28 protein-coding genes are annotated in these 26143 nt (G+C 69.9%); 22 read left to right on the top strand and 6 right to left on the bottom strand.

Features of this window, described 5'->3' with window-relative positions:
* The first annotated feature begins 92 nt into the window (after positions 1–92).
* From ACFO5K_RS11445 to ACFO5K_RS11410, 8 genes are all read left to right on the top strand, one after another.
* Positions 93–1199, top strand: a complete 1107-nt coding sequence (locus ACFO5K_RS11445) for an alcohol dehydrogenase catalytic domain-containing protein (protein WP_378560210.1) — start codon at positions 93–95, stop codon at positions 1197–1199.
* Between the two features lie 71 nt (positions 1200–1270).
* On the top strand, positions 1271–2017 hold the full coding sequence (gene dapB / locus ACFO5K_RS11440; RefSeq protein ID WP_378560207.1) for a 4-hydroxy-tetrahydrodipicolinate reductase: 747 nt from the start codon (positions 1271–1273) through the stop codon (positions 2015–2017).
* Positions 2014–2517, top strand: coding sequence for a hypothetical protein (locus ACFO5K_RS11435; protein WP_378560204.1), 504 nt, complete (start codon positions 2014–2016; stop codon positions 2515–2517). The genes dapB and ACFO5K_RS11435 overlap by 4 nt, the downstream gene beginning before the upstream one ends.
* Before the next feature lie 6 nt (positions 2518–2523).
* Positions 2524–2976 (top strand): flavodoxin family protein, encoded by a 453-nt coding sequence (locus ACFO5K_RS11430; RefSeq protein WP_378560201.1) that lies wholly within the window; start codon positions 2524–2526, stop codon positions 2974–2976.
* A 112-nt stretch (positions 2977–3088) separates the two neighbouring features.
* Positions 3089–3763 (top strand): response regulator transcription factor, encoded by a 675-nt coding sequence (locus ACFO5K_RS11425; RefSeq protein ID WP_378560198.1) that lies wholly within the window; start codon positions 3089–3091, stop codon positions 3761–3763.
* Positions 3760–4980: a sensor histidine kinase gene (locus ACFO5K_RS11420; protein ID WP_378560195.1), complete on the top strand. Its 1221-nt coding sequence runs from the start codon at positions 3760–3762 to the stop codon at positions 4978–4980. Before ACFO5K_RS11425 ends, ACFO5K_RS11420 begins: the two co-directional genes overlap by 4 nt.
* Complete coding sequence (locus ACFO5K_RS11415) at positions 4973–5998, top strand: hypothetical protein (protein ID WP_378560192.1); 1026 nt, start codon at positions 4973–4975, stop codon at positions 5996–5998. Before ACFO5K_RS11420 ends, ACFO5K_RS11415 begins: the two co-directional genes overlap by 8 nt.
* 41 nt (positions 5999–6039) lie before the next feature.
* The gene (locus tag ACFO5K_RS11410) at positions 6040–7239 is read left to right on the top strand and encodes a winged helix-turn-helix domain-containing protein (RefSeq protein WP_378560189.1); all 1200 of its coding nucleotides are present in this window, start codon (positions 6040–6042) and stop codon (positions 7237–7239) included.
* Between the two features lie 10 nt (positions 7240–7249).
* Here the strand turns inward: ACFO5K_RS11410 and ACFO5K_RS11405 are convergent, their stop codons facing one another.
* On the bottom strand, positions 7250–7696 hold the full coding sequence (locus ACFO5K_RS11405; RefSeq protein WP_378560186.1) for a hypothetical protein: 447 nt from the start codon (positions 7694–7696) through the stop codon (positions 7250–7252).
* Between the two features lie 114 nt (positions 7697–7810).
* Here ACFO5K_RS11405 and dapA point away from each other — a divergent pair, with 114 nt between their 5' ends.
* Both dapA and ACFO5K_RS11395 read left to right on the top strand, forming a co-directional pair.
* Positions 7811–8719 carry a 4-hydroxy-tetrahydrodipicolinate synthase gene (gene dapA / locus ACFO5K_RS11400; RefSeq protein ID WP_378560183.1) on the top strand — a complete coding sequence of 303 codons (909 nt, stop codon included), beginning with the start codon at positions 7811–7813 and terminating at the stop codon, positions 8717–8719.
* Entirely contained in the window at positions 8716–10827 is a 2112-nt protein-coding gene (locus ACFO5K_RS11395) for a ribonuclease J (RefSeq protein WP_378560180.1), read from the top strand. The genes dapA and ACFO5K_RS11395 overlap by 4 nt, the downstream gene beginning before the upstream one ends.
* 63 nt (positions 10828–10890) lie before the next feature.
* Here the strand turns inward: ACFO5K_RS11395 and ACFO5K_RS11390 are convergent, their stop codons facing one another.
* A complete protein-coding gene (locus tag ACFO5K_RS11390; RefSeq protein ID WP_378560177.1) occupies positions 10891–11433 on the bottom strand; it encodes a hypothetical protein in 543 nt (180 codons plus the stop codon).
* A 56-nt stretch (positions 11434–11489) separates the two neighbouring features.
* Positions 11490–11879 carry a DUF4189 domain-containing protein gene (locus ACFO5K_RS11385; protein WP_378560174.1) on the bottom strand — a complete coding sequence of 130 codons (390 nt, stop codon included), beginning with the start codon at positions 11877–11879 and terminating at the stop codon, positions 11490–11492.
* A 319-nt stretch (positions 11880–12198) separates the two neighbouring features.
* On the opposite strand from ACFO5K_RS11385, the gene ACFO5K_RS11380 reads away from it, so the two are divergent.
* Both ACFO5K_RS11380 and ACFO5K_RS11375 read left to right on the top strand, forming a co-directional pair.
* A complete protein-coding gene (locus tag ACFO5K_RS11380) occupies positions 12199–14742 on the top strand; it encodes a DNA translocase FtsK (protein ID WP_378560171.1) in 2544 nt (847 codons plus the stop codon).
* 134 nt (positions 14743–14876) lie between these two features.
* Positions 14877–15854: a TerC family protein gene (locus ACFO5K_RS11375; protein WP_378560168.1), complete on the top strand. Its 978-nt coding sequence runs from the start codon at positions 14877–14879 to the stop codon at positions 15852–15854.
* Between the two features lie 51 nt (positions 15855–15905).
* Here ACFO5K_RS11375 and ACFO5K_RS11370 read toward each other — a convergent pair whose 3' ends face one another.
* Positions 15906–16190, bottom strand: coding sequence for a YciI family protein (locus ACFO5K_RS11370; RefSeq protein WP_378560165.1), 285 nt, complete (start codon positions 16188–16190; stop codon positions 15906–15908).
* 36 nt (positions 16191–16226) lie between these two features.
* Positions 16227–16826 (bottom strand): amino-acid N-acetyltransferase, encoded by a 600-nt coding sequence (locus ACFO5K_RS11365; protein ID WP_378560162.1) that lies wholly within the window; start codon positions 16824–16826, stop codon positions 16227–16229.
* Between the two features lie 182 nt (positions 16827–17008).
* Between ACFO5K_RS11365 and pgsA the strand changes: the two genes are divergently transcribed.
* The 10 genes from pgsA (at position 17009) to ACFO5K_RS11315 (ending at position 25588) form a co-directional block, all read left to right on the top strand.
* Positions 17009–17665, top strand: a complete 657-nt coding sequence (gene pgsA, locus ACFO5K_RS11360) for a CDP-diacylglycerol--glycerol-3-phosphate 3-phosphatidyltransferase (protein ID WP_378560160.1) — start codon at positions 17009–17011, stop codon at positions 17663–17665.
* The gene (locus ACFO5K_RS11355; RefSeq protein WP_378560157.1) at positions 17662–18174 is read left to right on the top strand and encodes a CinA family protein; all 513 of its coding nucleotides are present in this window, start codon (positions 17662–17664) and stop codon (positions 18172–18174) included. Before pgsA ends, ACFO5K_RS11355 begins: the two co-directional genes overlap by 4 nt.
* Before the next feature lie 91 nt (positions 18175–18265).
* Positions 18266–18691: a helix-turn-helix domain-containing protein gene (locus ACFO5K_RS11350; protein WP_378560154.1), complete on the top strand. Its 426-nt coding sequence runs from the start codon at positions 18266–18268 to the stop codon at positions 18689–18691.
* Positions 18692–18887: 196 nt separating this feature from the next.
* A complete protein-coding gene (locus ACFO5K_RS11345; RefSeq protein ID WP_378563717.1) occupies positions 18888–19715 on the top strand; it encodes a PspA/IM30 family protein in 828 nt (275 codons plus the stop codon).
* A gap of 1206 nt (positions 19716–20921) precedes the next feature.
* The gene (gene pspM / locus ACFO5K_RS11340) at positions 20922–21800 is read left to right on the top strand and encodes a phage shock envelope stress response protein PspM (RefSeq protein WP_378560152.1); all 879 of its coding nucleotides are present in this window, start codon (positions 20922–20924) and stop codon (positions 21798–21800) included.
* 174 nt (positions 21801–21974) lie between these two features.
* Complete coding sequence (locus tag ACFO5K_RS11335; RefSeq protein ID WP_378560149.1) at positions 21975–22151, top strand: hypothetical protein; 177 nt, start codon at positions 21975–21977, stop codon at positions 22149–22151.
* A 25-nt stretch (positions 22152–22176) separates the two neighbouring features.
* Positions 22177–22887, top strand: a complete 711-nt coding sequence (locus ACFO5K_RS11330; protein ID WP_378560147.1) for a PIG-L deacetylase family protein — start codon at positions 22177–22179, stop codon at positions 22885–22887.
* 96 nt (positions 22888–22983) lie between these two features.
* The gene (locus ACFO5K_RS11325; RefSeq protein ID WP_378560144.1) at positions 22984–24129 is read left to right on the top strand and encodes a glycosyltransferase; all 1146 of its coding nucleotides are present in this window, start codon (positions 22984–22986) and stop codon (positions 24127–24129) included.
* A 32-nt stretch (positions 24130–24161) separates the two neighbouring features.
* Positions 24162–24353 carry a DUF3046 domain-containing protein gene (locus ACFO5K_RS11320; RefSeq protein WP_378560141.1) on the top strand — a complete coding sequence of 64 codons (192 nt, stop codon included), beginning with the start codon at positions 24162–24164 and terminating at the stop codon, positions 24351–24353.
* A gap of 8 nt (positions 24354–24361) precedes the next feature.
* The gene (locus tag ACFO5K_RS11315) at positions 24362–25588 is read left to right on the top strand and encodes a tetratricopeptide repeat protein (protein WP_378560138.1); all 1227 of its coding nucleotides are present in this window, start codon (positions 24362–24364) and stop codon (positions 25586–25588) included.
* Here ACFO5K_RS11315 and ACFO5K_RS11310 read toward each other — a convergent pair.
* A complete protein-coding gene (locus ACFO5K_RS11310; protein ID WP_378560135.1) occupies positions 25561–26088 on the bottom strand; it encodes a CGNR zinc finger domain-containing protein in 528 nt (175 codons plus the stop codon). The two genes, ACFO5K_RS11315 and ACFO5K_RS11310, sit on opposite strands and share 28 nt — an antisense overlap.
* Positions 26089–26143: the final 55 nt, after the last annotated feature.

Genomic DNA, 26143 nt, shown 5'->3' with positions numbered 1-26143 from the left:
TACGAGGCGGCCGACAGGAGCACCCTCACCGCGATCGAATCTAGCGCCGAATCCACGCTCGGGCAACGGGTGATTCACGGTAGGTTCGCGCCATGAGGATTCGTGGAGCCGTGCTCGAACGCATCGCCGACCCGGCGCCGTTCGCCGAATCGCAGCCGATCACCGTGTGCGAATTGGAACTCGACGATCCGGGCGCCGGAGAGCTGCTGGTCCGGATCGAGGCGGCCGGCCTGTGTCATTCGGACCTGTCGGTGCTCGACGGCAACCGAGTGCGCCCGGTACCCATGCTGCTCGGCCACGAAGCGGCCGGCATCGTCGAATCCGTGGGGCCCGGCGTCGACGACGTGGCGGTGGGGCAGCGGGTGGTGATGACCTTCCTGCCGCGCTGCGGTGACTGCGCGGGCTGCGCGAGCAACGGGCGCACCCCGTGCGGACCGGGCAGCGTGGCCAACAACGCGGGTGAGCTGCTCGGCGGTGGTCGACGGCTGCGTCGAGACGGTACGCCCGTGCACCATCACCTCGGTGTTTCCGGCTTCGCCACGCACGCGGTGGTGGACCGCCGCTCGGTGGTCGCGGTCGACGACGACGTGCCGCCCGAGGTGGCCGCGGTCCTCGGCTGCGCGGTGCTCACCGGCGGTGGCGCGCTGCTCAATGCCGCGAAACCTGTTGCGGGCGACCGGATCATGGTGGTCGGGCTCGGCGGGGTTGGGATGGCGGCGGTGCTGGTGGCCGTCTCGCTCGGGCTCGGCGAGGTGATCGCGGTGGACACGGTGCCCGAGAAGCTGGCCACCGCGCGCGAGTTCGGCGCCACGGCGGCCTGCACCCCCGCCGAACTCGCGGACAACGCACTGGTCGCCGACGTGGTGGTCGAAGCGGCAGGCAACGTGCGCGCCTTCGAAACCGCGGTGGCGGCCACGGCTCCCGGCGGCGTCACCGTGACGGTGGGGCTGCCCGCCCCCGACGCCACCGCCACGATCTCCCCACTGGCACTGGTCGCCCAGGGGCGCACCATCATCGGCAGCTACCTCGGCTCGGCCGTGCCCGCCCGCGACATCCCCGAATACGTGCGCAGGTGGCGCGCCGGGAAGCTGCCGCTGGAACGGCTCGTCTCGGCCCGCATCGGGCTCGACCAGGTGAACCGGGCGATGGACGACCTGGCGGCGGGCGCGGCGCTACGGCAGGTGATCGTGTTCGACTGAGGTCGGCGCCGCGGCGCCGGGCGCTGCTCGTTAGGCTTGCGGGCAAGCGGAACGAGGCGAGGGAGATACGGGTGACTATTCGGGTCGGAGTGCTCGGCGCACGCGGCAAGGTCGGACAGGCGATCTGCGCGGCGGTGGAAGCAGCGGCCGACCTGGAGCTCGTCGCCCAGGTCGACCAGGGCGACGAGCTGGCGACGTTCACCGAGACCGGCACCCAGGTGGTCGTCGACTTCACCCACCCCGATGTGGTGATGGGCAACCTGAAGTTCCTGATCGAGAACGGCATCCACGCCGTGGTCGGCACCACCGGCTTCGACGAGGCCCGCCTCGCCGAGGTACGCGAATCGCTGACCGGGCGGCCCGAGGTGGGGGTACTGATCGCACCGAACTTCGCCATCGGCGCGGTGCTGTCGATGCGCTTCGCCGAACAGGCCGCGCGGTTCTTCGACTCGGTCGAGGTCATCGAACTGCACCACCCGAACAAGGCCGACGCGCCCTCGGGCACCGCCTACCGCACCGCCGCGCTGATCGCCGCCGCGCGCGCGGAAGCCGGCGTAGGGCGCAGTCCGGATGCCACCACCGCCGAACTCGAGGGCGCCCGTGGCGCCGACGTGGACGGTGTCCGGGTGCACTCGGTGCGCCTGGCCGGGCTCGTGGCCCATCAGGAGGTGCTGCTGGGCACCCAGGGTGAGACCCTCACCATCCGCCACGACTCCATCGACCGCAGCTCCTTCGCGCCGGGTGTGCTGCTCGGAGTGCGCGAGATCGCCGGGCGACCGGGGCTCACGGTGGGGCTCGACCCGTTCCTCGACCTGTGAACGACACCGATTCCGCCGACGCCCGATCCGGCCGCCAGGTCGTGAAAACCGTTGCCCTGGTGGCGTTCCTGGTCGCGGCGCTGATCTTCTACTTCATTCGCCTCGGTGGGCTCGCCATCGCCTACATCGCCGACGGCGGGTTCGCCGGGATCACGATCGGCATCGGCATGCTGTTGCTGCCGATCGTGGGCATCTGGATCGTGTGGGCCACCTTGACCGCGGCACTGGATCACCAGCGTCTGGCCAAACGCATCCACGCCGAAGGCCGTGAGGTCGACACCTCGCAGCTGCCGCGGCGGCCGTCGGGCCGCATCGAACGCGCCGCCGCCGACGCGCTGTTCGCCGAGATCAAGACCGAATGGGAAGCCGACCCCGACAACTGGCGATCCTCCTACCGGCTCGCCCGCGCCTACGACTACGCGGGCGACCGCACCCGTGCCCGCGAGGCCATGCGCCGCGCGGTAGCCCTGGAGAAACTGGAACGCGACCCCGGAAAGTAGCGAACCATGGCCCGGTTACTGATCGTGCACCACACCCCCTCACCACACACCCAGGCGATGTTCGAAGCGGTCCTCGCCGGCGCGAGCGACCCCGAGATCGAGGGCGTGGAGGTGGTGCGCCGCGCCGCCCTGTCCCTCACCGCCGTCGACGTGCTCGACGCCGACGGCTACGTGCTCGGCACCCCGGCCAATCTCGGCTACATGAGCGGCGCGCTCAAACACGCCTTCGACACGATCTACTACCCGTGCCTGGACTCCACCCGCGCCCGGCCCTACGGGTTGTACGTGCACGGCAACGAGGGCACCGAGGGTGCCGAGGCGGGCGTGGACCGGATCACGACCGGCCTGGGCTGGCAACGCGCCGTCGCGCCGGTGGTGGTGTCGGGACCGCCGGGCAAGGCCGATCTGGAACGGTGCTGGGAGCTCGGTGCGACCGTCGCCGCAGGTCTGATGGGGTAATGGCGGTGCGCCCCGAATTCTGGTGGGCTGACACCCGCGCCCGGATGCGGTAGAACTCGACACCGAGTGTTGCGGGCTGGCCGCGGATGGGTGTTCGAGAGGGGAGCGGTCGGTGAGCGATGCGCTACAGGTGCGGGCGGTACGGCGGATCGGGCTGGTGGAGGACCACGAGTCGGTGGCGATCGGGTTGGCCGCGATGCTCGACCCGGAGCCGGATCTGGACCTGGTCGCCAGTGCCGAGACCGTCGCCGGGCTGCTCGCCACCGACACCGACCTGGACCTGGTGATCCTGGACCTGCGCCTGCCCGACGGCTCCACCCCCGAGGACAACGTCACCGCGCTGCGCGAACGCGGCATCGAGGTGCTGGTGTTCACCGGGGCCGACAACGCGTTCCTGGTGCGCTCGGCCGCCAAGGCCGGGGTGCTCGGGGTGCTGCGCAAGTCCGAGGGTGTCGCCACCGTGGTCAGCGCGGTGCGCCGGGCCGCCTCCGGCGAGCAGGTGGTCACCACCGACTGGGCCGCGGCCATCGACGGTGACCCGCAGCTGTCCGACGTGGGGCTGAGCCCGCGCCAGGAGGAAGTGCTGATGCTCTACGCCTCGGGGGAGAAGGCGTCACGGGTGGCCCGGCTGACCGGGCTGTCCGAACAGACCGTCAACGACTACCTGGGCCGGATCCGGCAGAAGTACGCCGACGCGGGCCGGCCCGCACCCACCAAGACCGATCTGTACAAACGCGCCGTCGAGGACGGGTGGCTGCCCGTGCCGGAACGCCGGCAGCACACGTGAGCCCGACCGCGGTCGCCCCAGCGCCCGCACCCGTCGCCGACATCGAGCTCTCGCGGGCGGCGACCGATCAGATCCTGCGCCGGATCGGCCTGGTGCTCGGCATCGGCGCCATGATCGTGATGGCGCTCGAACTTCCCGCGGTGCTGGTGCAACCGAGCAATCTGTCGCACTGGCCCGAGATACACCTGGTGTCGGCGTACGCGCTGTTCGCGGTGCTGGCCGTGGTGTCGGTGCGCGGCAGTGTGCGCGGCATCCACCGGATCGCGGCCGCGGCCGCGGTGTGTTATCTGGGCGTCACCGTGATGACGCCGCTGGTGTATCCGGTGGTGCACGAGGGTTCGTACGCGTCCTGGCCGTACCGGGGGCTGGCGCTCGGTGTGCTCGCGGCCGGGCTGGCCTGGCCGCGGCGGGTGGCCGCGGGCTTCGCGGCGCTGCTCGCGACGGCGACCAGCGTGTCGAACATGTTCGTGGTGCCGGGCGGTTCGCTGTGGGACCTGTTCGGTGACATCACCCGGGCGCTCGGGGTGGCCGCGCTGTTCCTGTGGTGCGTGGTCTACGCGCGCTCGGCCGCCGAGCGCGTCGACCGGGAGGCGGTCCGGCAGCGGCACCGGGCGGCGACCATCGCGGCGACGGCGGCCCGCGAACGTGAAGGCGCCCGGTTCGCCGCGCTGATCCACGACGCAGTGCTCTCCACGCTGCTGGAAGCCTCGCGTTCACGCGAGTCCTCGCCGGTACTGCGCACACAGGCCGCGCGCACCCTCGACCAGCTCGAGCGCTCGCGCGGCGCGCCCGAGCTCGACCACTTCGATGCCGCGGCGACGATCGACTATCTGCGCGACGCGGTGCGCGAAGTGGATCCCGAACTCGCGGTGCAGGTTTCCTCGCGCCGCGATGCCGATCTGTGCCTGCCGGTGGAATCCGCCCACGTACTCGGCGCCGCGCTGATGGAGGCCGTGCGCAACAGCCTCCGGCACGCCGACGTCGCGGGCCGCGTGGTGCGCCGCGAAGTATCGGTCACCATCGCCACCGGCGGTATCCGGGTGGTCCTGGCCGACGACGGCGCCGGCTTCGACCCGGCCCGGGTGCCGGCCGATCGGATGGGTATCGCGGGCAGCATCCTCGCGCGCATGCGCAGCCTCGCCGGTGGCGCCGCCTTCGTCGAATCGGCACCGGGAGCCGGCACCGTGGTGACGCTGGTCTGGGGCAGCGATGGGTGAACAGGACCTGCCGTTCGGGATGCGCGACCTGTTCGGCCTCAGCGAGGGCACCGGGTGGCTGTTCCTGGTGATCTTCGAAGCCACCGTGGTGATGTATCTGGCGGTGAACTTCCAATTCGCGCCACCGGCGGCGGCTTTCGCGGCCCTGCTGGTGATGATGGTCGCCGCCCTGGTGGTGCTGGTGTTCCCGGTCGACCCGCTGCCGTGGCCGGCGACCGCCTACGTCGCCGCGGCCGGTCCGGTCGCGATGGCGCTGACGGTGCCGTGGGTGGACAGTCCCTCGGGCTTCTCCCATCAGCTCTGGACCGCCTACCCGACCTCGTATCTGCTGTCGATGCTCGTGCTGCGCGGCCGGATCGGGTCGGCCTGGCTCGGGGTGGCGGCCGCCGCGGCGGTGCTGGTGACCCTGGGCGTGTTCACCGACTGGTACCCCGAGACAGTGGTGCGGGCGCTGACTCCGGTGGCCACCGTCGGCGCGGTGACGGTGTTCATGGCGATCGTGCGGCCCACCCAGCGCACCCTGCGTGAACTGGGCAGCCAGGCCAATCGGCGCGCGTCCACCGAGGCGGCCCTGGTCGCGGCCACGGCCGAGCGGGACCGGCAGCTGGCCCGGCTCGATCGAGTGGCCCGGCCGATGCTGGCGCGCGTCGCGGCGGGCCGCACGCTCACCGATGACGAACGCGAACAGTGCAGGCTGCTCGAAGCCGAACTGCGTGACGGCCTGCGCGCCCCGGATCTGGTCACCGAGCGACTCAGCGCGGCCGCGCGGGGGGCGCGCGGGCGCGGCGTGGAGGTGACCCTGCTCGATGACGGCGGTTTTCGCGGCGTCCCGGAATGGGTGCGCCGCCACGTGATCGATGCCGCCGTCGACGCGCTCGAGGCCGCCGAGTCGGGCACGGTGACCGTGCGGGTACTGCCGGTCGGCAGACGGTGGGTGGCGACCGTACTGGCCGCCGCGCCGTCGGGGGATCGGCGCGTCGAGATCGATACCGCGGGCCAGGTGCGGGTCTGCGCCTGAGCGCGGCCGACTTGTCGGACCCCTGTGCCAGGCTCACGGGCATGCAGCGGATGAATGCGGCGGCGGCCAGGCGAACGGCCCTGGCCGCCCAGGGTTTCGGCAAACGCAGACCGGCGAATCCGAACCGGCGCGCGGTACTCGATGTGGTGGCCAGAACCCGCCTGCTGCAGCTGGATTCGGTCTCGGCGGTGGTGCGCGCGCACTACGCGCCGGTGTTCAGCCGGATCGGCCCCTACGACCGCACGCTGCTCGAACGCGCGGCCTGGAGCGACAGCCCGCGCGCCCGCCGCGGCCTGGTCGAGTACTGGGCGCACGAGGCGGCGCTGATCCCCGTCGCGGACTGGCCGCTGCTGCGCTGGCGGATGGCCGAATACCGGCACGGGCGCTGGGCGGGCATGCGCAAGGCCGCCGAACGTAATCCGACGCTGGCCAAGGACATCCTCGACGTGATCACCGAGGTGGGCGCCGCCGGCGCGAGCGAGATCGAACGGCACCTGGAGCTGGAGAAACCACGCACCAAGGGCACCTGGTGGAATCTCAGCGACACCAAGCTGGTGTGTGAGCAGCTCTTCGCCGCGGGGGAGTTGTCGATCGCGCGCCGGGCCGGCTTCACCCGTCACTACGACCTCACCGAGCGCGTGGTGCCCGCCGATGTCCGCGACCGCGAGATCGCCGAGGACGACGCCGTGCGCGAACTGGTGCGCCGCGCGAGCCGGGCCGTCGGCATCGGCACCGAGGCCGACATTCGCGATTACTACCGCCTGCACCGGCGCCAGAGCTCCCCGGCGATCGCCGAACTGGTCGACGCGGGTGAACTCGTGCCCGTGCAGGTCGAGGGCTGGAACGCGCCCGCCTATCTGCACGCGCAGGCGAGCACTCCGCGCCGGGTCACCGGGGCGGCTCTGCTGTGCCCGTTCGACCCGCTGATCTTCTTCCGCCCGCGCACCCAGCGGGTCTTCGACTTCCACTACCGGCTCGAGATCTACACCCCCGAACCGCAACGGGTGCACGGGTACTACGTGTTCCCGTTCCTGCTCGACGGCCGGCTCGTCGGCCGGGTGGACCTGCGCGCCGAACGCGGCAACGGCCGATTACTCGCCCCGGCCGCGTTCGCCGAACCCGGCCATGCCACCGCCGAGACCGCGCACGCGCTGCGCGGTGCGCTGCGTGAGATGGCCGACTGGCTCGAACTCGACGACGTGGTGATCGGCGAGCGCGGCGACCTCGCGCCGCTGCTGTGAGCGGCCCCGGTCACCAGCCCTTGGGGCCCTGCCCGCGCATCTGATCGCGCAGTGCGCCGGTGACGGCACCGGAGAGCCACGAATTGAGCGACTGGCCGTTCTGCTGCGCGGCCTCCTCGGCGCGCGATTTGAGTTGTTCGACCAGCCGCAGGGTGACCCGGCTGATGTCGCCGGTCATCTCCTCGAAGGTGGGTGGCTCGTCCGAATCCGTGGACGTGTTCTTGCGCACGTCGGCGACGACGTCGGTCCCGTCGAGCCGCAAGTGCACAGTGCGGTCACCGAGCTCGGTGCTGATCTCGGCGGCGAGCTCCGACATCGCCGCCAACAGCACGAGCCGACTCGAACTCTCCGCCGCCGCGGCCAGCGCAGCGGCGGTGGCCTGCGTTTTCTCGTCGCCGAGAGCGGCCGCGGCGATCAGTTCCTCGCGCAGCCGCGCGGTATGAGCGTTCAGATCCATGACATCAGTGTGATGTCACCGATGACATCACGCAAGGTAGTGAACCCTTCCCCGCGCCGACTTGGGCCGCTAGGGTGTCGAGAGGCGACTGGGGACCGGGTAGCCTTTCTGACCATGACGAACGGTGAATCGACGCCAACGGAGCTGCACGCGTCCGGCACGGTAGGTGTCGCGATGGTGACCCCCTTCAGTGCTGCGGGCAAGCTCGACGTCGATGCCGGGGTGGCACTGGCCGAGCGCCTGGTCGCGCGTGGTGTCGATCTGCTGGTGGTCTCCGGGACCACCGGCGAGTCGCCGACCACCACCGAAACCGAGAAGGCCGACCTGTTGCGGGCGGTCGTCGACGGTGTCGGCGACCGTGCCACCGTGATCGCCGGTGCCGGTACCTACGACACCGCCCATTCGATCGAGCTGGCCCGCGCCGCCGAGAACGCCGGCGCCCACGGCCTGCTGGTTGTGACGCCCTACTACTCGCGACCGACACAGGAGGGTCTGATCGCGCATTTCACCGCGGTCGCCGACGCGTCGTCGTTGCCGATCACGTTGTACGACATTCCACCGAGGTCGGTCGTGCCGATCGCCCTCGATACGATCCGGCGCCTGGCCGAACATCCCAACATCGTCGCGGTGAAGGACGCCAAGGGTGACCTCGTCACCGGCGCGGATCTCATCTCGAGCACCGATTTGGCCTTCTACTCCGGCGACGACGGGCTCAATCTGCCCTGGCTGTCGGTGGGTGCGACCGGATTCATCAGTGTAATCGGGCACCTGGTGCCCGAACGTCTGCGCGAGATCCACCGGGCCTACACGGCCGGTGAGGTGACTCGTGCCAGGGAACTCAACGCCACGCTGCTGCCGCTGTACGCGGCTATGACCCGTCTGGGAGGTGTGGCGATGTGCAAGGGAGGACTTCAATTGCTCGGAATCGATGTGGGTGAGCCGCGTTTGCCCCAGCTCATGCCCACAACCATCCAGCTCGACGAGCTGGCACTTGATCTGCAGGCCGCGGGGGTGACCGCATGACAGAACCCACCGGCCGCAAACCCCGCCGCCGCGCCGCTTCGCGCGCCGCCGGCGCACCGGAGCCGACACCGGCCGAAATCGCACAGGCCGAAACCGCACCGGCCGCCGCCGAGCCCGCCGCGCCGCCACAGGCCCCGGAACCGGCCGTCGCCGAGCCCCTCGCCGTGATCGGCGCGGAGGCGAACCTGGCCGGTGCGGCCGCGGGGAGCTCCGAGTCGCTCGAGATCGGTCAGGAACCCGCGGCACCCGAGCGCGAGGCCGCGCCCGAACGCAGCGCGCCGAAGAAGACGAGTTCGCGCCGCGCCAAGAGCAAGCCCCCCGCCGAACCGCAGGCTGCCCAGCAGCCCAGCCGGCGCGGTGGCGGCGGCAAGGGCAAGCAGGGTGGCCGTGGCCGCGGCGACGGACCGTCGGAGCCGCGCGTGAAGGCCGTCCAGGACCGCCTGTCGCTGCCGCCCAAGCTGCCCAAGAACGGCCTGCGCGTGTTCGCACTCGGCGGCATCGGCGAAATCGGTCGCAACATGACCGTGTTCGAGTACAACGGCAAGCTGCTGATCGTCGACTGCGGTGTGCTGTTCCCCGAGGATCAGCAGCCGGGCGTCGACCTGATCCTGCCCGACTTCCGGCCCATCGAGGACCGGATGGACGACATCGTCGCCGTCGTGCTCACCCACGGTCACGAGGACCACATCGGCGCGTTGCCGTTCCTGCTGCGCATGCGCTCCGACATCCCGGTGATCGGCTCGAAGTTCACCCTCGCGCTGGTCGCGGCCAAGGCCCGCGAGCATCGCCTGCAGCCCAAGCTGCGTGAGGTCGCCGAGGGCGAGACCACGGTGCACGGGCCGTTCGAGCTCGAGTACTTCGCGGTCAACCACTCGATCCCCGACGCGCTCGCCATCGCGATCCGCACCCCGGCCGGCGTCGTGCTGCACACCGGCGACATCAAGCTCGACCAGCTGCCGCTCGACGGGCGCCTCACCGACCTCGCGGGCTTCTCGCGCCTGGGCGACGAAGGCGTCGACCTGCTGCTGATCGACTCCACCAACGCCGAGGTCCCCGGCTTCGTCACCCCCGAACGCGAAATCGGCGGAGTACTCGACAACGTGATCGGCAAGGCGCGCAACCGCGTCATCGTCGCCTCGTTCGCCAGCCACGTGCACCGCATCCAGCAGGTGGTCGACGTGGCGCAGAAGTACAACCGCAAGGTGTGCTTCGTGGGCCGCTCGATGGTGCGCAACATGCAGATCGCCCAGGATCTGGGTTATCTGACGGTGCCCGACAATGTCGTCGTCGAAATGGACCAGGCCGCGAACCTGCCCGGCAACCGCCTGGTGCTGATCTCCACCGGCTCCCAGGGCGAACCGCTCTCGGCGCTGTCGCGGATGGCGCGCAACGAGCACCGCCAGATCAACATCCGCGAGGACGACCTCGTGGTGCTGGCTTCCTCGCTGATCCCCGGCAACGAGAACTCGGTGTTCGCCGTGGTCAACGGCTTGGCCCGGCTCGGTGCCACCGTGATCACCCAGCAGAGCGCGAAGGTGCACGTGTCCGGCCATGCCTCGGCCGGTGAGCTGCTGTACCTGTACAACGCGGTGCGCCCCACCAACGCCATGCCGGTGCACGGCGAATGGCGCCACCTGCGCGCCAACGCCGCACTCGCGGTGGCCACCGGGGTGCCCGAGGAGCGGGTGATGCTGGCCGAGGACGGCGTGGTGGTCGACCTGGTCGACGGCATCGCCTCCATCGTCGGCCGGGTGCCCGTGGGCTATGTCTATGTCGACGGCCTGTCGGTCGGCGACGTCGGCGAGTCGACCCTGTCGGATCGTCTGGTTCTGGGCGAGGGCGGTTTCATCTCGATCGCCATCGTCATCGACTCGACCACCGGCAAGGCGGTGAGCACTCCCGAGATCAACGGGCGCGGCTTCTCCGACGACCCGGGCGCGCTCGGCGGCGCCGGCGAACTGGTGGAGGCGGAGCTGCTGCGCCTGGCCGGCGAGGGCATCACCGACACCCACCGTATCGCGCAGGGCGTGCGCCGGGTGGTCGGTCGCTGGGTCGCCGACGTCTACCGTCGCCGTCCGATGATCGTGCCGACGGTGATCGCGGTCTGATCCGCCCCTGAACCACGAAACCGCCGGGTGACACTGTCACCCGGCGGTTTTCGTTGTTGGTGCCTATTCCTGGCAGGCGGCGGAATCGAGCTCGGCCGCCTTCACGATGTTGCAGGTGAACACGTGCGACACGCGCCAGCCGCCGTCGGCCGCCACGAATTCCACCGTCGCGCCCTCGACCGGGCGGCCGTCGATGGTGACGTCGGCGGGGGCTTTCACCTTGCCATCGGCCGGCGTGCCGACGCTGGTGATCTCGGCCTCGACATTGTTCTTCTTCGCGGCCTCGACGAACTTGTCGACCAGTTTCGGGTCGCGTTCGGCGTCTTCGATGAGGTTCGCCTTCTCCTCGTCGGTCAGCTCACCGGCCATGGCCTTGGTCAGGCGGGCGTTGAGCTCCTCGACGGTGGGCGCGGGCAGGTTCGGCACGGTGGTGGTCATCGGTGCGGCACCTTCCTGGGTGCCCTCCACCTTCGTCCCGGCCTCGAACTCGGCGCCCGCGCTGGTGCCGGGTTCGTCGGCGGCGGGTTCGCTGCTGCACGCGGACATGCCCAGCGCGGCGGCGATCGCCGTCACGGCGGCCGCCGTCTTGAACTTGCGGTTGTTCACTGATCTCCCCAGATGAGATGTGGCGCCGAAGTGACTCTCCGGCAGGTCGTCGCGGCTCACAGCTGATAGCCGGAGGTGCAGTTCCAGTTGATGATCCTGGCGGCGCCGCGGTTGGCGTTGAGCGCGCCGCGTTTGGCCGAACGCAGCGACGGCCCCGAGGCCCAGCTGTAGGAACGGTTCGATTCGGCCAGGGCGCCACATCCGTTGCGCCACGAAATCTTCACATCACAGCCCGGTCCGCCCCCGCTGCGCCGGCAGCCCGCCATCGCCGCGGATTCGGCCGCGGCGAAGCTCGCGTAGTTGGCTGTGATGCTGGACGCGCCGTTGCGCGAGAGCGCGAGCGCGCCGTAGTTGGCGGACTGCGCCTGAGCCGGCGCGACATGGCCGGCCAGCAAGGCGCCGACAGTCGCGGTCATGACCAGCGCGCCGGTGAAAACTCTCTTCACTTGATTCCCCTCGTATATCCGGCCCACGACCCGGTGGGCCAGGTGACAACGTACCGAGCCCAATGTGTTGTGCGCCACCCTTCGGGAGGCCAATTGCGGCCGGTCACAAGGGAACTGAAAGGTTTCGCGCGGTGCGTGCGCGCCCGGAGGCGCTCGCCGGGCGGCTCCGGGGCCCGCGAAACGCGGTTGCCGCGCGGGTTTTCCCTGCGCTGACCGGGGCCCCGCGACCTGCGCATCCGGGTGAGATCATCCTCGCAACCGGGGCGGGACCAGTGTTGCGGATGGTCGCGACGGTGCCCGAGCGGCTAGCCTGATGGTCATGGCAGGTAAGTCCCGCAGCACCACGACCTCTCGTGCGCGGGCGGGATCGAGCAAGCGGCAGCCGCCGTCGGCGCGAGCCCGTCCGGCGGCCCCGCGAGCGTCGTCGGCCTCGCGTGGGCGCACCACCGCTGCCCGCCGCCCGGTCAAACGGGCCTCCGACACCGCGCCGCTGGCCGTGCTCGGCCGCGGGATCGGCAGTGGCTGGACCATGCTGGCGCGCGGTGTCGGCGCCACCACTCGCACGCTGAGCCGTGCGGGCGAACTCGACCACGGACACCGGCGCGACGGCATCGGTTTGGCGCTCATCGCGTTGAGCGCGGTCATCGCCGCCGCGGTGTGGTTGTCGGCCGGTGGTCCGGTGGGGCGCTTCCTCGAGGATGTCGTGCGTGCGATCGCCGGGTCGGCGGCGGCGGTGGCGCCGCTGCTGTTCGTGGCCATCGCGGTGGTGCTGATGCGCACCGAACCGCACCCGGAGATCCGCCCGCGGCTGGTACTCGGCGGCCTGCTCGTGGTGCTGCCCGCGCTCGGTCTGTGGCATCTGGCGGCCGGTTCACCCGGCGACGCGGACGGGCGCTCCCGGGCCGCCGGTGCCGTCGGTTACGCGATCGGTGGGCCGCTGGGCCAGGGCCTCACCCCGTGGCTGGCGATGCCGATCCTGTTGCTGGCCATGGTGTTCGGTGTGCTGTTGCTCACCGGGACCACGGTGCGCGAGGCGCCGGGCCGGCTGCGTGAGTACTTCGGCCTGGGCGAGTACGCCGACGACGGCGACCCCTACGACCCGGCCAACTACGACGCCGACGGATTCCCGGTGCACCGCAACCGGACGCGTCGCGGTCGCAAGAACGACGACACCTATCCCAGCGAGGAGTTCGGCGGCTCCGACGCGATCACGGAGTCACTGGGCGAACCGCCGCTGCGCGAAGCCAAGCCGATCGTGGAGGACACCCCCGCCCCGAAACCGGCTCGCAAGCGCGCCCCGGCCAAGCCGGTCGACCAGACGCCACCGCCGGCGCCGCCGGAACCGGAGTTCGTCACCGACCGCGTCGTCGACGGCGACTACAAGCTGCCCCCGCTGACCCTGCTGCTCGACGGCGACCCGCCCAAGAAGCGCTCGGCGGCCAACGAATCGATGATCGAGGCGATCACCGAGGTGCTGGTGCAGTTCAAGATCGACGCCGCGGTCACCGGCTTCGTGCGCGGCCCGACGGTCACCCGCTACGAGGTGGAGCTGGGACCGGGCGTCAAGGTCGAGAAGATCACCGCACTGCACCGCAACCTCGCCTACGCCGTGGCCACCGAGAACGTGCGCCTGCTCGCGCCGATCCCGGGCAAGTCCGCGGTCGGTATCGAGGTGCCCAACGCCGATCGTGAACTGGTGCGCCTGGCCGACGTGCTCAAGTCGCCGCACACCCGCAACGACCACCATCCGCTGGTGATCGGTCTGGGCAAGAACATCGAGGGCGAGTTCGTCTCGGCGAACCTGTCCAAGATGCCGCACCTGCTCGTGGCCGGTTCGACCGGTTCGGGTAAGTCGAGCTTCGTGAACTCGATGCTGATCTCGCTGCTGCACCGGGCCACTCCCGAGGAGGTCAGGATGATCCTGATCGACCCGAAGATGGTGGAACTCACGCCCTACGAAGGCATTCCGCACCTGATCACGCCCATCATCACCCAGCCGAAGAAGGCCGCCGCCGCGCTGGCCTGGCTGGTGGAGGAGATGGAGCAGCGCTACCAGGACATGCAGGCCAACAAGGTGCGCCACATCGACGACTTCAACAAGAAGGTGAAGTCGGGCCAGATCACCGCCCCGCTGGGCAGTGAGCGCGTCTACCGGCCCTACCCCTACATCCTGGCCATCGTCGACGAGCTCGCCGACCTGATGATGACCGCCCCGCGTGACGTCGAGGACGCGATCGTGCGGATCACCCAGAAGGCGCGTGCCGCCGGAATCCACCTGGTGCTGGCCACCCAGCGGCCGTCCGTGGACGTCGTGACCGGCCTGATCAAGACCAACGTGCCCTCCCGGCTCGCATTCGCCACCTCCTCGCTGACCGACTCGCGCGTGATCCTCGATCAGCCCGGTGCCGAGAAGCTGATCGGCATGGGCGACGGGCTGTTCCTGCCGATGGGTGCGGGCAAGCCGACCCGTCTGCAGGGCGCGTTCATCTCCGACGAGGAGATCCAGGGCGTCGTCGAGTTCAGCAAGACCCAGGCCGAGCCGGAGTACCAGGAGGGCGTCACCGCGGGCAAGGCCGCCGAGGCCAAGGACGTCGATCCCGACATCGGCGACGACATGGACGTGCTGCTGCAGGCGGTGGAACTGGTGGTCACCTCGCAGTTCGGCTCGACTTCGATGCTGCAGCGCAAGTTGCGGGTCGGCTTCGCCAAGGCGGGGCGGTTGATGGATTTGATGGAGACGCGTGGCGTGGTGGGCCCCAGTGAGGGCTCCAAGGCGCGCGATGTCCTCGTCAAGCCCGATGAGCTGGACGGACTGCTGTGGTCGATCCGCGGCGGCGACCCGGAGGCAGCGGCGCAGGACTAGCCGTCACCGGCGGGTGGGCCGGGGGAGGGGGCACATGTGTGTGAAATCATGGCGCGCAATCATTCCGCTACAACGATTGAAACGGACATATTGGGCATGATGGACGACATGAACTTCATCGATCGGACCGCCACATGCAGGTGACCACGCTCGAGTGGGTGATCACCGGAGTCGTGATCCTCGGCCTGTTCGTCTTCGACTTCTTCGCCCACGTGCGCACGCCGCACGAACCGACCTTCAAGGAATCCGGCATCTGGTCGGCCGTGTACATCGGCCTGGCCCTGCTGTTCGGCGGATACGTCGCCTGGAAATGGGGCGGCACCTTCGGCGGCGAGTACTACGCCGGTTTCGTCACCGAGAAAGCCCTCTCGGTGGACAACCTGTTCATCTTCCTCATCATCATGACCACCTTCGCGGTGCCACGGATGTACCAGCAGAAAGTACTGCTGATCGGCATCGTGCTCGCGCTGGTGATGCGCGGTGCGTTCATCGCGGTCGGCGCCGCGGCGATCAGCGCGTTCAGCTGGGTGTTCTACCTGTTCGGCGCGTTCTTGATCTACACCGCGGTGAAACTGCTGCGCGAGAGCGGACACGAGGCCGAACACGAGGTGCAACGCGACAGCCGTGTCGTCGCGCTGGCCAAGCGGGTCCTGCCGACCACCGACGAGTACGACGGCGACAAGCTCGTCACCAAGATCAACGGCAAACGTGTGGTGACACCGTTGCTGATGGCCCTGCTGGCCATCGGATTCGCCGACCTGCTGTTCGCCCTGGACTCCATCCCCGCCATCTACGGCCTCACCGAAGAGCCGTACCTGGTGTTCACCGCCAACGCCTTCGCCCTGATGGGACTGCGGCAGCTGTACTTCCTCATCGGCGGTCTGCTCGACCGGCTGGTGTACCTGTCCTACGGCCTGGCCGCCATCCTGGCGTTCATCGGTGTGAAGCTGGTGCTGCACGCGCTGCACGAGAACACCCTCGGCTTCGTCAACGGTGGCGAGCACGTGAGCGTGCCCGAGATCTCCACCCCCGTCTCACTCGGGGTGATTCTCGGCATCCTGGTCGTCGCCACGGTGGCCAGCCTGCTGCGGACCCGCCGAGTGTCGGCCTGACAGCGCACTGCCCGGAACCCGTGTGGTTCCGGGCAGTGCTGTCCGGGCGTTCTACTCGGCGAACGCGCCGAGCACCGGCAGCCACTCGACCACGCGCACGGCATCGATCAGGCCCAGCAGCGCGAACGGGTCCTGCTCGAGCAGGGCACTCAGCGCGGGCGCGTCCTCGGCGCGGAACAGCAGCAGTGCGCCCGAACCGTCGGGATAGGGGCCGCTGGTCAGCACGGTGCCCGCGGCCACCAGGGCGTTGAGCCACTCCCGGTGCTCGGGCCGGTGCGTGGTCCGGTCGGCCGCGGTGGCCTCGGAATAGGTGTAGTGGACGGCGAAGATCGGCACGATCGATCAACTTTCTCGCGATGGACTTGCGGGCGGTCAGAGAGTCAGCAGCATGCGGGTGTTGCCGAGGGTGTTCGGCTTCACGAAACTCAGATCGAGGAACTCGGCGACGCCGGTGTCGTAGGAACGGCACATCTCGGCGTACACCTCGGCGGTGACGGGCGTGCCGTCGATCTCCACGAACCCGTGTCTGCCGAAGAAATCCACCTCGAAGGTGAGCACGAACAGTCGCTGCAACGCCAGCTCCCGCGCCACCGAGACGAGCCGCTGCACCACCGCGCCGCCCACACCACGCCCCTTGACCACCGGATCCACCGCGACAGTGCGCACCTCGCCCAGATCGGCCCACAGCACGTGCAACGCTCCGCAGCCGACCACCTGCCCGTCGAGCTCGGCCACCCAGAACTCCTGCACCGACTCGTAGAGGGTGACCAGGTTCTTCTCCAGCAGGATCCGGCCCGCGTACTCGTCGACCAGCCGCTTGATCTCGGGGACATCGGAGGTGCGCGCCCGGCGCACCGTCACCTCGCCGGGGGGCGCGATCAGCGGCGCGTCGCCGGGACGCGCGGAGGCCGCGATGGGCGCGGACAGGTGCGCGTCGCTGCTCGGACCACCCACTGGTCCCCGTGAAGTCATGGGGTGCACAGTAGTCGGCCCCCTTACCGATAGTCTGAACGTGTGCCGCACATCCTGTCGCTCCGCTCACCGCATCGCGCCGGGCTCGACGACCGGGTGCGTCGGCGTGGACCAGGCGGGCAAACTGCCCGCGAAACAGCTGGACGTCGGCGCAGTGCCGGTGAGTGCCGAGAGGGCGGGGCATGAGCGTGCGACCCGAAGAGATCGATCGCGGGTCGGATGCCGCAGCATTGGCGCGCGCGGCTCCCGAACGAGCCGAGCCCCAGGTTCCCCTGCTCAACATCGCCAATGTGCTGACCATCGCGCGCATCGCGCTGGTGCCGCTGTTCGTCGCCGCCCTGTTCGTCGACGGCGGCGACGACACGCGCTGGCGGATCATCGCCGCAGCGGTGTTCGGCCTGGCCGCGATCACCGACCGCTTCGACGGGCAACTGGCCCGCAAATACGGTCTGGTCACCGATTTCGGCAAGCTCGCCGACCCCATCGCCGACAAGGCGCTGATCGGCTCGGCGCTGATCGGACTGTCGATCCTCGGTGATCTGCCCTGGTGGATCACCCTGGTCATCTGCGGCCGCGAAATCGGAATCACGTTGCTGCGCCTGGTGGTGGTGCGGCGCGGGGTGATCCCGGCCGGCCGGGGCGGCAAACTCAAGACACTCGTGCAGTCGGTGGCGATCGCGCTGCTGCTGTTGCCGCTCTCGGGTGTGTTCGCCACCGCGGGCATGGTCCTGATGTACGCGGCCGTGGCCCTCACGGTGCTCACCGGCCTGGACTACGTGGGCCAGGCCGGGCGCGTATGGCTGGCAGGTGGACGCGCGCGCGGTGAGTCGCGCTCGTGAGCGACCCGCTCGGCGACGGCGCCCCGGTGACCGAACTGGTCCGGGCCCTCGAAACCGCGGGACACACCGTTGCCACCGCAGAATCCTTGACCGCGGGCCTGCTCGCGGCCACCCTGGCCGGTGTACCCGGCGCCAGTGCGGTACTGCGCGGCGGCCTGATCGTCTACGCCACCGACCTGAAGAATCGGCTGGCCTGCGTCGACAACGACATCCTGCGCCTCGACGGACCCGTTTCCGCCACCACCGCCGAACACCTCGCGATCGGGGCGCGCGAGCGCTGCGCGGCCCACTGGGGAATCGGATTGACCGGGGTCGCCGGACCCGATTCCCAAGACGGGCATCCGGTCGGCACGGTATACCTCGGATTGGCCGGACCGAGTCACAGCGAAGTGGTCCGGTTGAAACTGCACGGCGACCGGTGGACGATCAGGATCGGCGCGGTGCACAGCGCGGTGCGGGAGTTGCTGCGCTGTGTGAGCGCGGCGACACCGGATCCGGCGGAGAACTGACCGGACTCGGGAACCACCGGCCGAAGCTCGACGTTGTGCCATAAAGAGGTGAACACCGCCCCGGCGGTGACACGAGGTGGAGGAGAACGAGATGACGCTGCTGCGGGAGGCAATCGGGGACAGTCTGCGGCGTGCACGTCTCGCCCAGCATCGGACGCTGCGCGAGGTGTCGACCTCGGCGCGCGTGAGCCTCGGCTATCTGTCAGAAGTGGAGCGCGGCCGCAAGGAAGCCTCCAGTGAACTGCTCGCCGCCATCTGCGAGGCACTGGACGTGCCGCTGTCGCGGGTGCTGTGGGACGTGAGCACGCTCATGGCAGGCGCCGACGGCGCCGCGCCGCGTGAGCCCGCACTCACCGGCCCCGTCGCCGAACCCGAGCCCGCCGCCGACGCCGCGGCCGAGCGCTCGCCCGCCGAGACCGCGGCCGCCGCGGCCGAACGGATCGGCATCGCCGAAGACACCCGCATCGTCATCCCGGCACCCAGAGCCGAGATGCTGGTACTGGTGAAGGGGATGTGACGCGGTGAAACCCGCGCCCCACGCGCGAGACGCCGCACACCGCTGCTGAGAAAACGATAGATTCTCATCAGGCGTCGTGTGGGCCGGCCCGACCGGTCCGGGTGCCGCATGGTGAAGGATGAGCACATATCTGGTGCGTGACGGTCGCGCACCACCAGTCGCACGAGCGACGCACAGATGGAGGCGGGATCAATCGATGGCTAATCCGTTCGTGAAGGCCTGGAAATACATGATGGCCCTCTTCGACTCCAAGATCGAAGAGCATGCGGATCCGAAGGTCCAGATTCAGCAGGCTATCGAGGAGGCGCAGCGCCAGCACCAGGCGCTGTCGCAGCAGGCGGCATCGGTGATCGGTAACCAGCGTCAGCTGGAGATGAAGCTGAACCGCCAGCTCGACGAGGTCGAAAAACTCAACGCCAACGCCCGGCAGGCCGTTACCCTGGCCGACCAGGCGACCACGGCGGGCGACACCGAAAAGGCGATCCAGTACACCAACGCCGCCGAGGCGTTCGCCGCCCAACTCGTCACCGCCGAACAATCGGTGGAAGACCTCAAGGTGCTCCACGACCAGTCCCTGCAGGCCGCCGCACAGGCCAAGAAGGCGGTCGAGCAGAACGCGATGATGCTGCAGCAGAAGGTCGCCGAACGCACCAAGCTGCTCAGCCAGCTCGAACAGGCCAAAATGCAGGAACAGGTCTCGGCCTCACTGCAGCAGATGGACTCCACCCTGGCCACACCGGGCTCCACACCCAGCCTCGACGCGGTCCGCGACAAGATCGAACGGCGCTACGCCAACGCGCTCGGGTCCGCGGAACTGGCACAGAACACGGTGCAGGGACGGATGATGGAGGTCCAGCAGGCCAGCGTGCAGATGGCCGGGCACTCCAAGCTGGAGCAGATCCGTGCGTCGATGCGGGGTGACGCGTTGCCCACCGGTGGTAATGCGGGGGCGATCGATCCGGCGCAGCAGCAGCCTGCTTCGGCGCCGCAGATCAACAAGGGTGGGCAGGCCGCTCAGCAGTAGGGGGTGGGTTGTTGTCGGGGGTCCGTGCGCGTGGAAGTGCGTGGCGTTGGGCTCGGTGATGGATGCTCGGGTGTTGTGATGCGCGTTTTGTGAGCCCTTGGGCGGTTGTGCGTGTGTTGTGAGGCTCGGGGTTTGTGACCGGGTTTGTGTGACGGTCGGCGTTTGCGGCCGGGTGCTATATGACGTCTGGCGTTGTGACCGGGTGTTGTGTGACGTCTGGCGTTGTGACCAGGTGTTGTGCGACGTCCGGGCGTTGTGACCGGATGTTGTGCCACGTCTGGGCGTTTGCGAACCGCGATGCTCGGTGTTCGTGGTGCCTGTTGTGACGCTCGGGTCGGGCGTGTGGGCTTCTACGGACGTCTTGTGTGTGGTGTTGGGGGACGGTGTGGGCTGTGTTTGTTGGAGCGCTGGCGCGCTCGAGTTCGCGGCCCCCACGGGCCGCCGGTCAGCGCTCGAGACTGGCGCTTCGCGCTGCGCTTCGAGCGCTGACCGGCGGCCCGGCCGCGAACCGCCGCTGCGCGGCGGACCCTCCTCGAGGTCGGGTCGTGCGGGGCTGGGAGTGCGGTAGGTGGCGCGCTTGGGGTCTGGTGGGTGGCTGGGGGTGCGGTTGGTGGCCGGACTTGGGGGTTGGTGGGCGGTCGGGAGTGCGGTAGTGCGCACTCGAGTGCGCTGGGTGGCCCTGGATTCAGTCCGAGAGGCATCGCTACCGCGCCCTCAGCAAACTGGCGAACCTCGTGCTCAACGCCCGCTTGTCAAAGACGCCCCTCCGCAGGCGACCGCTTCCCGCCCGACGGTCCCTACAACCGGTGGCTCGGCAACCCGGCAGCTCGGTGGCTCGGCAGCCCGGCGACCCGGTGGCCCGGTGGCTCGGCAGCCCGGTGACCCGGTGGCCCGGTGGCCCGGCAACCCGGCAACCCGGCAACCCGGTGACCCGGTGGCCCGGTGGCCCGGTGGCTCGGCGACCCGGTGGCCCGGTGGCCCGGCAACCCGGCAACCCGGTGGCCCGGTGGCCCGGTGGCTCGGCAGCCCGGTGGCCCGGTGGCCCGGTGGCCCGGCAACTCGGCCGCCCCTCGAGTGCGCCGGCTCCCGCGCTCGCACGTGGCGTGGTGTTGTGTGTCGGACCGGCGTGGCACTCTTGAGTCGTGGGAGGGCGTTCGGGGCCTCGGATGAGGTGGCGGGCGGTGGTTCCTGGGCGGAAGGATGAGGATGAGCGCGAGGATGCGGCGTGGTCGCGGGGAAATTGTCGAGCCCGCTGCTGTGGTGTCGGCTGTGATCACCGGTGGGGCTCCTGCCACGTTGCGGGGTGTTGGTGAGCAGGCGCTGGTGGCGGTGCGACGGTGGGCTGATCCGCGGGAGCGGGAGTTGCGCCGGCGGCGGCGGATGCGGCGGCGCAGTTTTCAGCTCGGGACGGCCTCGGGGATCACCACTGTCGGTGCGGTCGGGTTGGCGGTCGTTTCGGCGCCCGCCTGGGCTGTGGTGGTGATCGGTGGGGGAGCCATCGCTTTCGTCACCGGTGCCGCGGTGAACGCTCGGCGTTATCTGCGGTCGCGGGGCCAGCCCTTGCCGCAGGCGGCGTTCGTGCCGCGCAAGTCACCGGGGTTGCGTTCGGCGGCGCGCGCCCCGATCCAGCGGTTGATCCGCGCGGAACGGGCGCTGCACGACCTGGGCGCCCAGATCGCGCGTTCGCACCGCCTACCCGACGACGAGCTGCGTGACCTGCTCGAAACCGCACGCTCGGGCGCGGGCGCCCTGCACGCGCTCGCCACCGACGTGGTCGCGATGGAACAGGCCGCCGACACCGTCGGCCGCGCCAACCCCGACACTGTCTCGGCGCTGAAAACCACCGTCAGCGGTGTGCTCACCCGCCTCGAGACAGGTGTCGTGGAATACGAACAGCTGGTGGCCGCCGCGGCCCGCATCCTCGCGGTTCCGGAGGACACCGTTGTCGCCTACCAGTTCAACGGGATCGTGGCCGACCTGCGCGAAGCCGCCGACCGACTCGACGGGTGGGCACAGGCACTCACCGAAATGGCCGACCACGGCCACCCGGACCTGTCCACCGCCCGACCGGACCCGACCCGCTAGCTACCCGGCCGCACCGGCTCACCCCGCGCGTACGCCGCCACCCCTCTCTCGGGGTGAACCCTGAACTACACCCGGATATCAGTGCTGACCTGGTGATTTATCGGCGTCGCAGTGGCAGCATCGAAGGAGACGGATCGCCGGAGAGCGGTCGCGGAACTGGCGAGGAGTCACATCATGGTCTTCAAAATCATCGGCATTGTCGCGGTAGCGATCATCGCGTTCTGGATCCTCGGCGCCGTGCTCGAGGCGCTGCTGCCGATCCTGGTGCTCGGCGCGATCGGCGCGGGTGGATACCTGCTGTACAAGGCGGTCAGCGGGTCGAACGAAAAGTCCCCGATCGACAAGCTCTAGTCCGGCGCCGCCTAGCATGGGCGGGATGGAGCAGGTACCTGAGGACTGGCAGCGCGGCCTGGTTGTCGTCGCGCATCCCGACGACATCGAATACGGCGCCGCGGCGGCGGTAGCCCGTTGGACGGGGCAGGGCAAAGACATTCGCTATCTGCTCGTCACCCGCGGCGAAGCCGGGATCGCCGGCATCGCGCCGGCGCAGGCCGGGCCGCTGCGCGAAGTCGAGGAGATAGCCGGTGCGCGCGAAGTGGGGGTGCACACCGTCGAATTCCTCGACCACCCCGACGGCCGCATCGAAGAGGGCTTGGCGCTGCGCCGCGAACTGGCCGCCGCGTTGCGCAGGCATCGCCCCGAAATGGTGGTGCTGTTCAACTTCGGCGACACCTGGGCGCCCGGCTTCGTCAACAGCGCCGACCACCGGGCCGTCGGCCGCTCGGCGATGGACGCCATCTCCGACGCGGGCAACGAGTGGATCTTCCCCGAGATCGCCGACCTGGCACCGTGGACGGCGCGCTGGGCCGCCGTGGTCGGCCCACAGGCCACCCACGCGGTCGATGTGAGCGCACACCTCGATCAGGCGCGCGCCTCCCTCGCCGCGCATCGACGGTATCTGCAGGTGCTCAGTCCGGTTCCGGTCGAGGAACAGGTGAACGAGATCGTCGCGATGGCGACCGGCCCCAAGGAGGGGTTCGGCGCCGCCCATGCCGTCGGCTTCGAACTGTTCACCTTCGCGGGCTGATCGAGGCCCGATCCCGGTGTGCGCCGGGCAGGTTCGTCGGACCGGTGTTGGCCGGTCCGGGCGAGCGCTGCCTGCGGATATGGCAGGGTGAGGCCCATGCGAGTAGCTGTGGTGGCCGGGCCCGACCCAGGGCATGCGTTTCCCGCGATCGCGTTGTGTCTGCGATTGCTCGAAGCCGGCGACGAGCCGGTGCTGTTCACCGGCCCCCGCTGGTTGGACGCCGCGCGTGCCGCCGGGATCAGCGTGCGCCGGCTCAAGGGGCTGGCCCCACGGCCCACCGACGACGACGGTGACGCAGGCGCCCGCATCCACCAGCGCGCCGCGCACATCGCGACCGAGAACCTGCCCGAACTCAGCGCGATGCTGCCCGACCTGATCGTCTCCGACGTACTCACCGCGGGCGGTGGTTTGGCGGCCGAACGCCTGGGGCTGCCCTGGGTGGAACTGTCACCGCACCCGCTGTATCAGCCGTCGAGGGCGCTGCCACCGATCGGCAGCGGGCTGGCGCCGGGCGACGGCGTCCGCGGCCGTGCGCGCGACGCGGTGTTGCGCACGATGACCGCGCGCGCGGTGCGCAACGGGCAGCGGCAGCGGTCGGCGGCTCGCGTGAGTATCGGTCTGCCCGCCGAGGACCCGGGCCCGCCGGCCCGCCTGATCGCCACCCTGCCCGCCCTGGAAGTGGACCGGCCCGACTGGCCGTCGAACGCCCATGTCGTCGGACCGCTGCTGTGGGAGCCCACCGATGCCGTCCTGGGGTTGCCGCCGGGTGACGCCCCGCTGGTGATGGTGGCGCCTTCCACCGCGCACACCGGGGTGGCCGAGATGGCCGAAACCGTGCTCGAAGGTCTCGCCGGACTCGGTGTGCGCGCGGCGATCTCGACACTGGACACCCCACCGGAGCGGTTGCCGGAGTGGGCTACCGCGGGCCTAGGCCGCCAGGACGAGCTGCTCACCCACGCCGCGGTGGTCGTCGGTGGTGGTGGGCACGGGCTGCTGGCCAAATCATTGGCCGCCGGGGTACCGGTGGTGACCGTTCCCGGTGGCGGTGACCAGTGGGAGCTGGCCAATCGTGCGGTCCGCCAAGGCAGTTCGCTGCTGGTCCGCCCGCTCACCCCCGAAGCTGTCGGGTCGGCCGTGCAGCGGGTACTCGACGACAAGAAGTTCGCTGCCGCCGCCCGCCGGGCCGCCGACAGCCTGGCCGAGGTCGAGGATCCGGTTCAGATCTGTCACCGCGTGCGGTAGTCGTGTCGAAGGGCGCGAGTATGTTGGGCACTGTGCGATTGACCGAATTCCAGGAGCTGATGCACACCGAGTTCGGCGTGGCGCGCGCCGATGCCCTGCTCGCCGATCACGTGGTACCGGCGCTGGGAACCACCGGCGCGGCCGCGATCGACGCGGGCGTCGACCCGCGCGATGTGTGGCGGGCGCTGTGTGCCGACTTCGATGTCCCCAGAAACCGGTGGTGAGGTAGAACATGGCCGTGACAGCGCAGAATTCCTCGCCTCGGCCGTATCGGTTCGACGAACGACTGCGAATGATTCCGGTCGACGCCGAGTCGCTGGCGGCCAGAGTCGCCGCCGCCGACCCGCACGACTTCGGCGGGCTGCGCCGGCTGGGCATCGCGCTGATGCTGCTCGGACGTTACGAGGAGGCCCTCGACCGGCTCGATCAGGCGCTGGTACTGGCCGATACCGAGCGGCGCCGGATCACCGTGTGGATCAACCTCGCCGACGTCTACCGCTACCAGGGTGAACCGGCCCGCGCCGAGACGCTGTACCGGCGTGCGCTCGACGCCAGCCGTGCCCTCGACCCCGATCTGGTCTCCTTCGCCGCCCACCACCTGGGTAAATCACTGGCCGAGCAGCACCGCCCGCAGGAGGCGCGTGAGCTGCTCAACGAGGCCATGCGGTTGCGGGTGGCCGACGGTGATTCCGAACTGATCGAGTCGACCCGCGCGGCCCTGGATCACCTCGACGAACTGGCGTTGCCGTTGCCGCCCGAGGTGGTCGAGTTGCTGGGTCCACTGCCCGAGTGGTCGGACGAGCACGCGGGGCGCGGCGGGAACCTGCGCCGGTCCGGCTCCTACTGGATCAAGCGGGGTCCGCGTGCGGTGGCCGAACACGAGCGCCTGGCCTGGTTGCGCGACAAGGGCATCGCGGTGCCCGAGATCGCCGCCTTCGCCGAGGACGTACTGGTCCTGGCGGAGGTGGGCACGGAGTCGGCGGCCGATGTGACATCGGAGCCGGCCGTGGTCGGGGCGCAGATGGGGCGGATTCTGCGCTCTTTGCACGAACTGCCGGTGGACGAATGCCCGTTCGACGGCGGTCTCGACGTCACGCTCGGACAGGCCGGCCGCGCCGTGATCGAAGGCTTGGTCGACACCGGCGACTTCGACGCCGACCAGCGCGGCCGCACCCCGGCCGAGATACTCGACCAGCTACTGGCTCAGCGGCCCGCCACGGAGGACCTCGTCGTCACGCACGGCGACTTCACGCCGGGCAATGTGCTCGCCGGTGGCGTACTGATCGATGTCGGCGGGCTGGGTCGCGCCGATCGCTACCGCGACCTCGCCCTGGCCGAACGCGACCTCGCCGAGGATTTCGGCGCCGAGGCGATCACCGCGTTCCGCCTCGCCTACGGCCTGCCCGAGCCCGACCGGGCCAAGCTCGGCTACTACCGGTTGCTCGACGAACTGTTCTGATAGTGGCGGGCGGCCTTGGCGCGGTTGCCGCAGGTCGCCATGGAGTGCCAGCGCCGGGTGCCGTTCTTGGACGTGTCGTAGAAGAACAGCACGCATTCCGGGTGGGCACACTGACGGATGCGGTGGGGTGCCTCGGCGATCAAGTGCAGCAGGTTGTCGGCGGCCAGCCAGCCGGGCAGCCAGGCCGGGTCGGCGACCTCGGGCACGTCCCGGGGGCCTTCGTCGGTGAGTTCGCGCCGGATCCGTCCGTGTTCGAGCACCCGGTTCAGCGGGGCGTGCTCGGCGGTGGTGACCGCGGTGTGCACGGCCTCGCGCGCGGCGTGCAGGGCGTTGAGCGTGTGCTCGTCGACGGGGACCCGATCGGTGAGGCCGGTGAGGTCGAGCCACAACCGCAGGCCGTCGAGATCGGCGAGCAGGTCCTCGGGGACGGCACCGGCCCATCGGGTGTTGAGCAGGTCGAGCGCTGGGGGTTCGCCGGTGTGCGGACGGGGATCGCGCATGCCTGAGGCTATCAATGCGACCTCCTGATCGTCGTCAGCGGTGACGCTGGTTGAC

The sequence above is a fragment of the Nocardia halotolerans genome (assembly GCF_042650145.1).
In the GTDB taxonomy this organism is placed as follows: Bacteria; Actinomycetota; Actinomycetes; order Mycobacteriales; family Mycobacteriaceae; genus Nocardia; species Nocardia halotolerans.
This window is presented reverse-complemented; position numbering and strand designations above follow the sequence as displayed.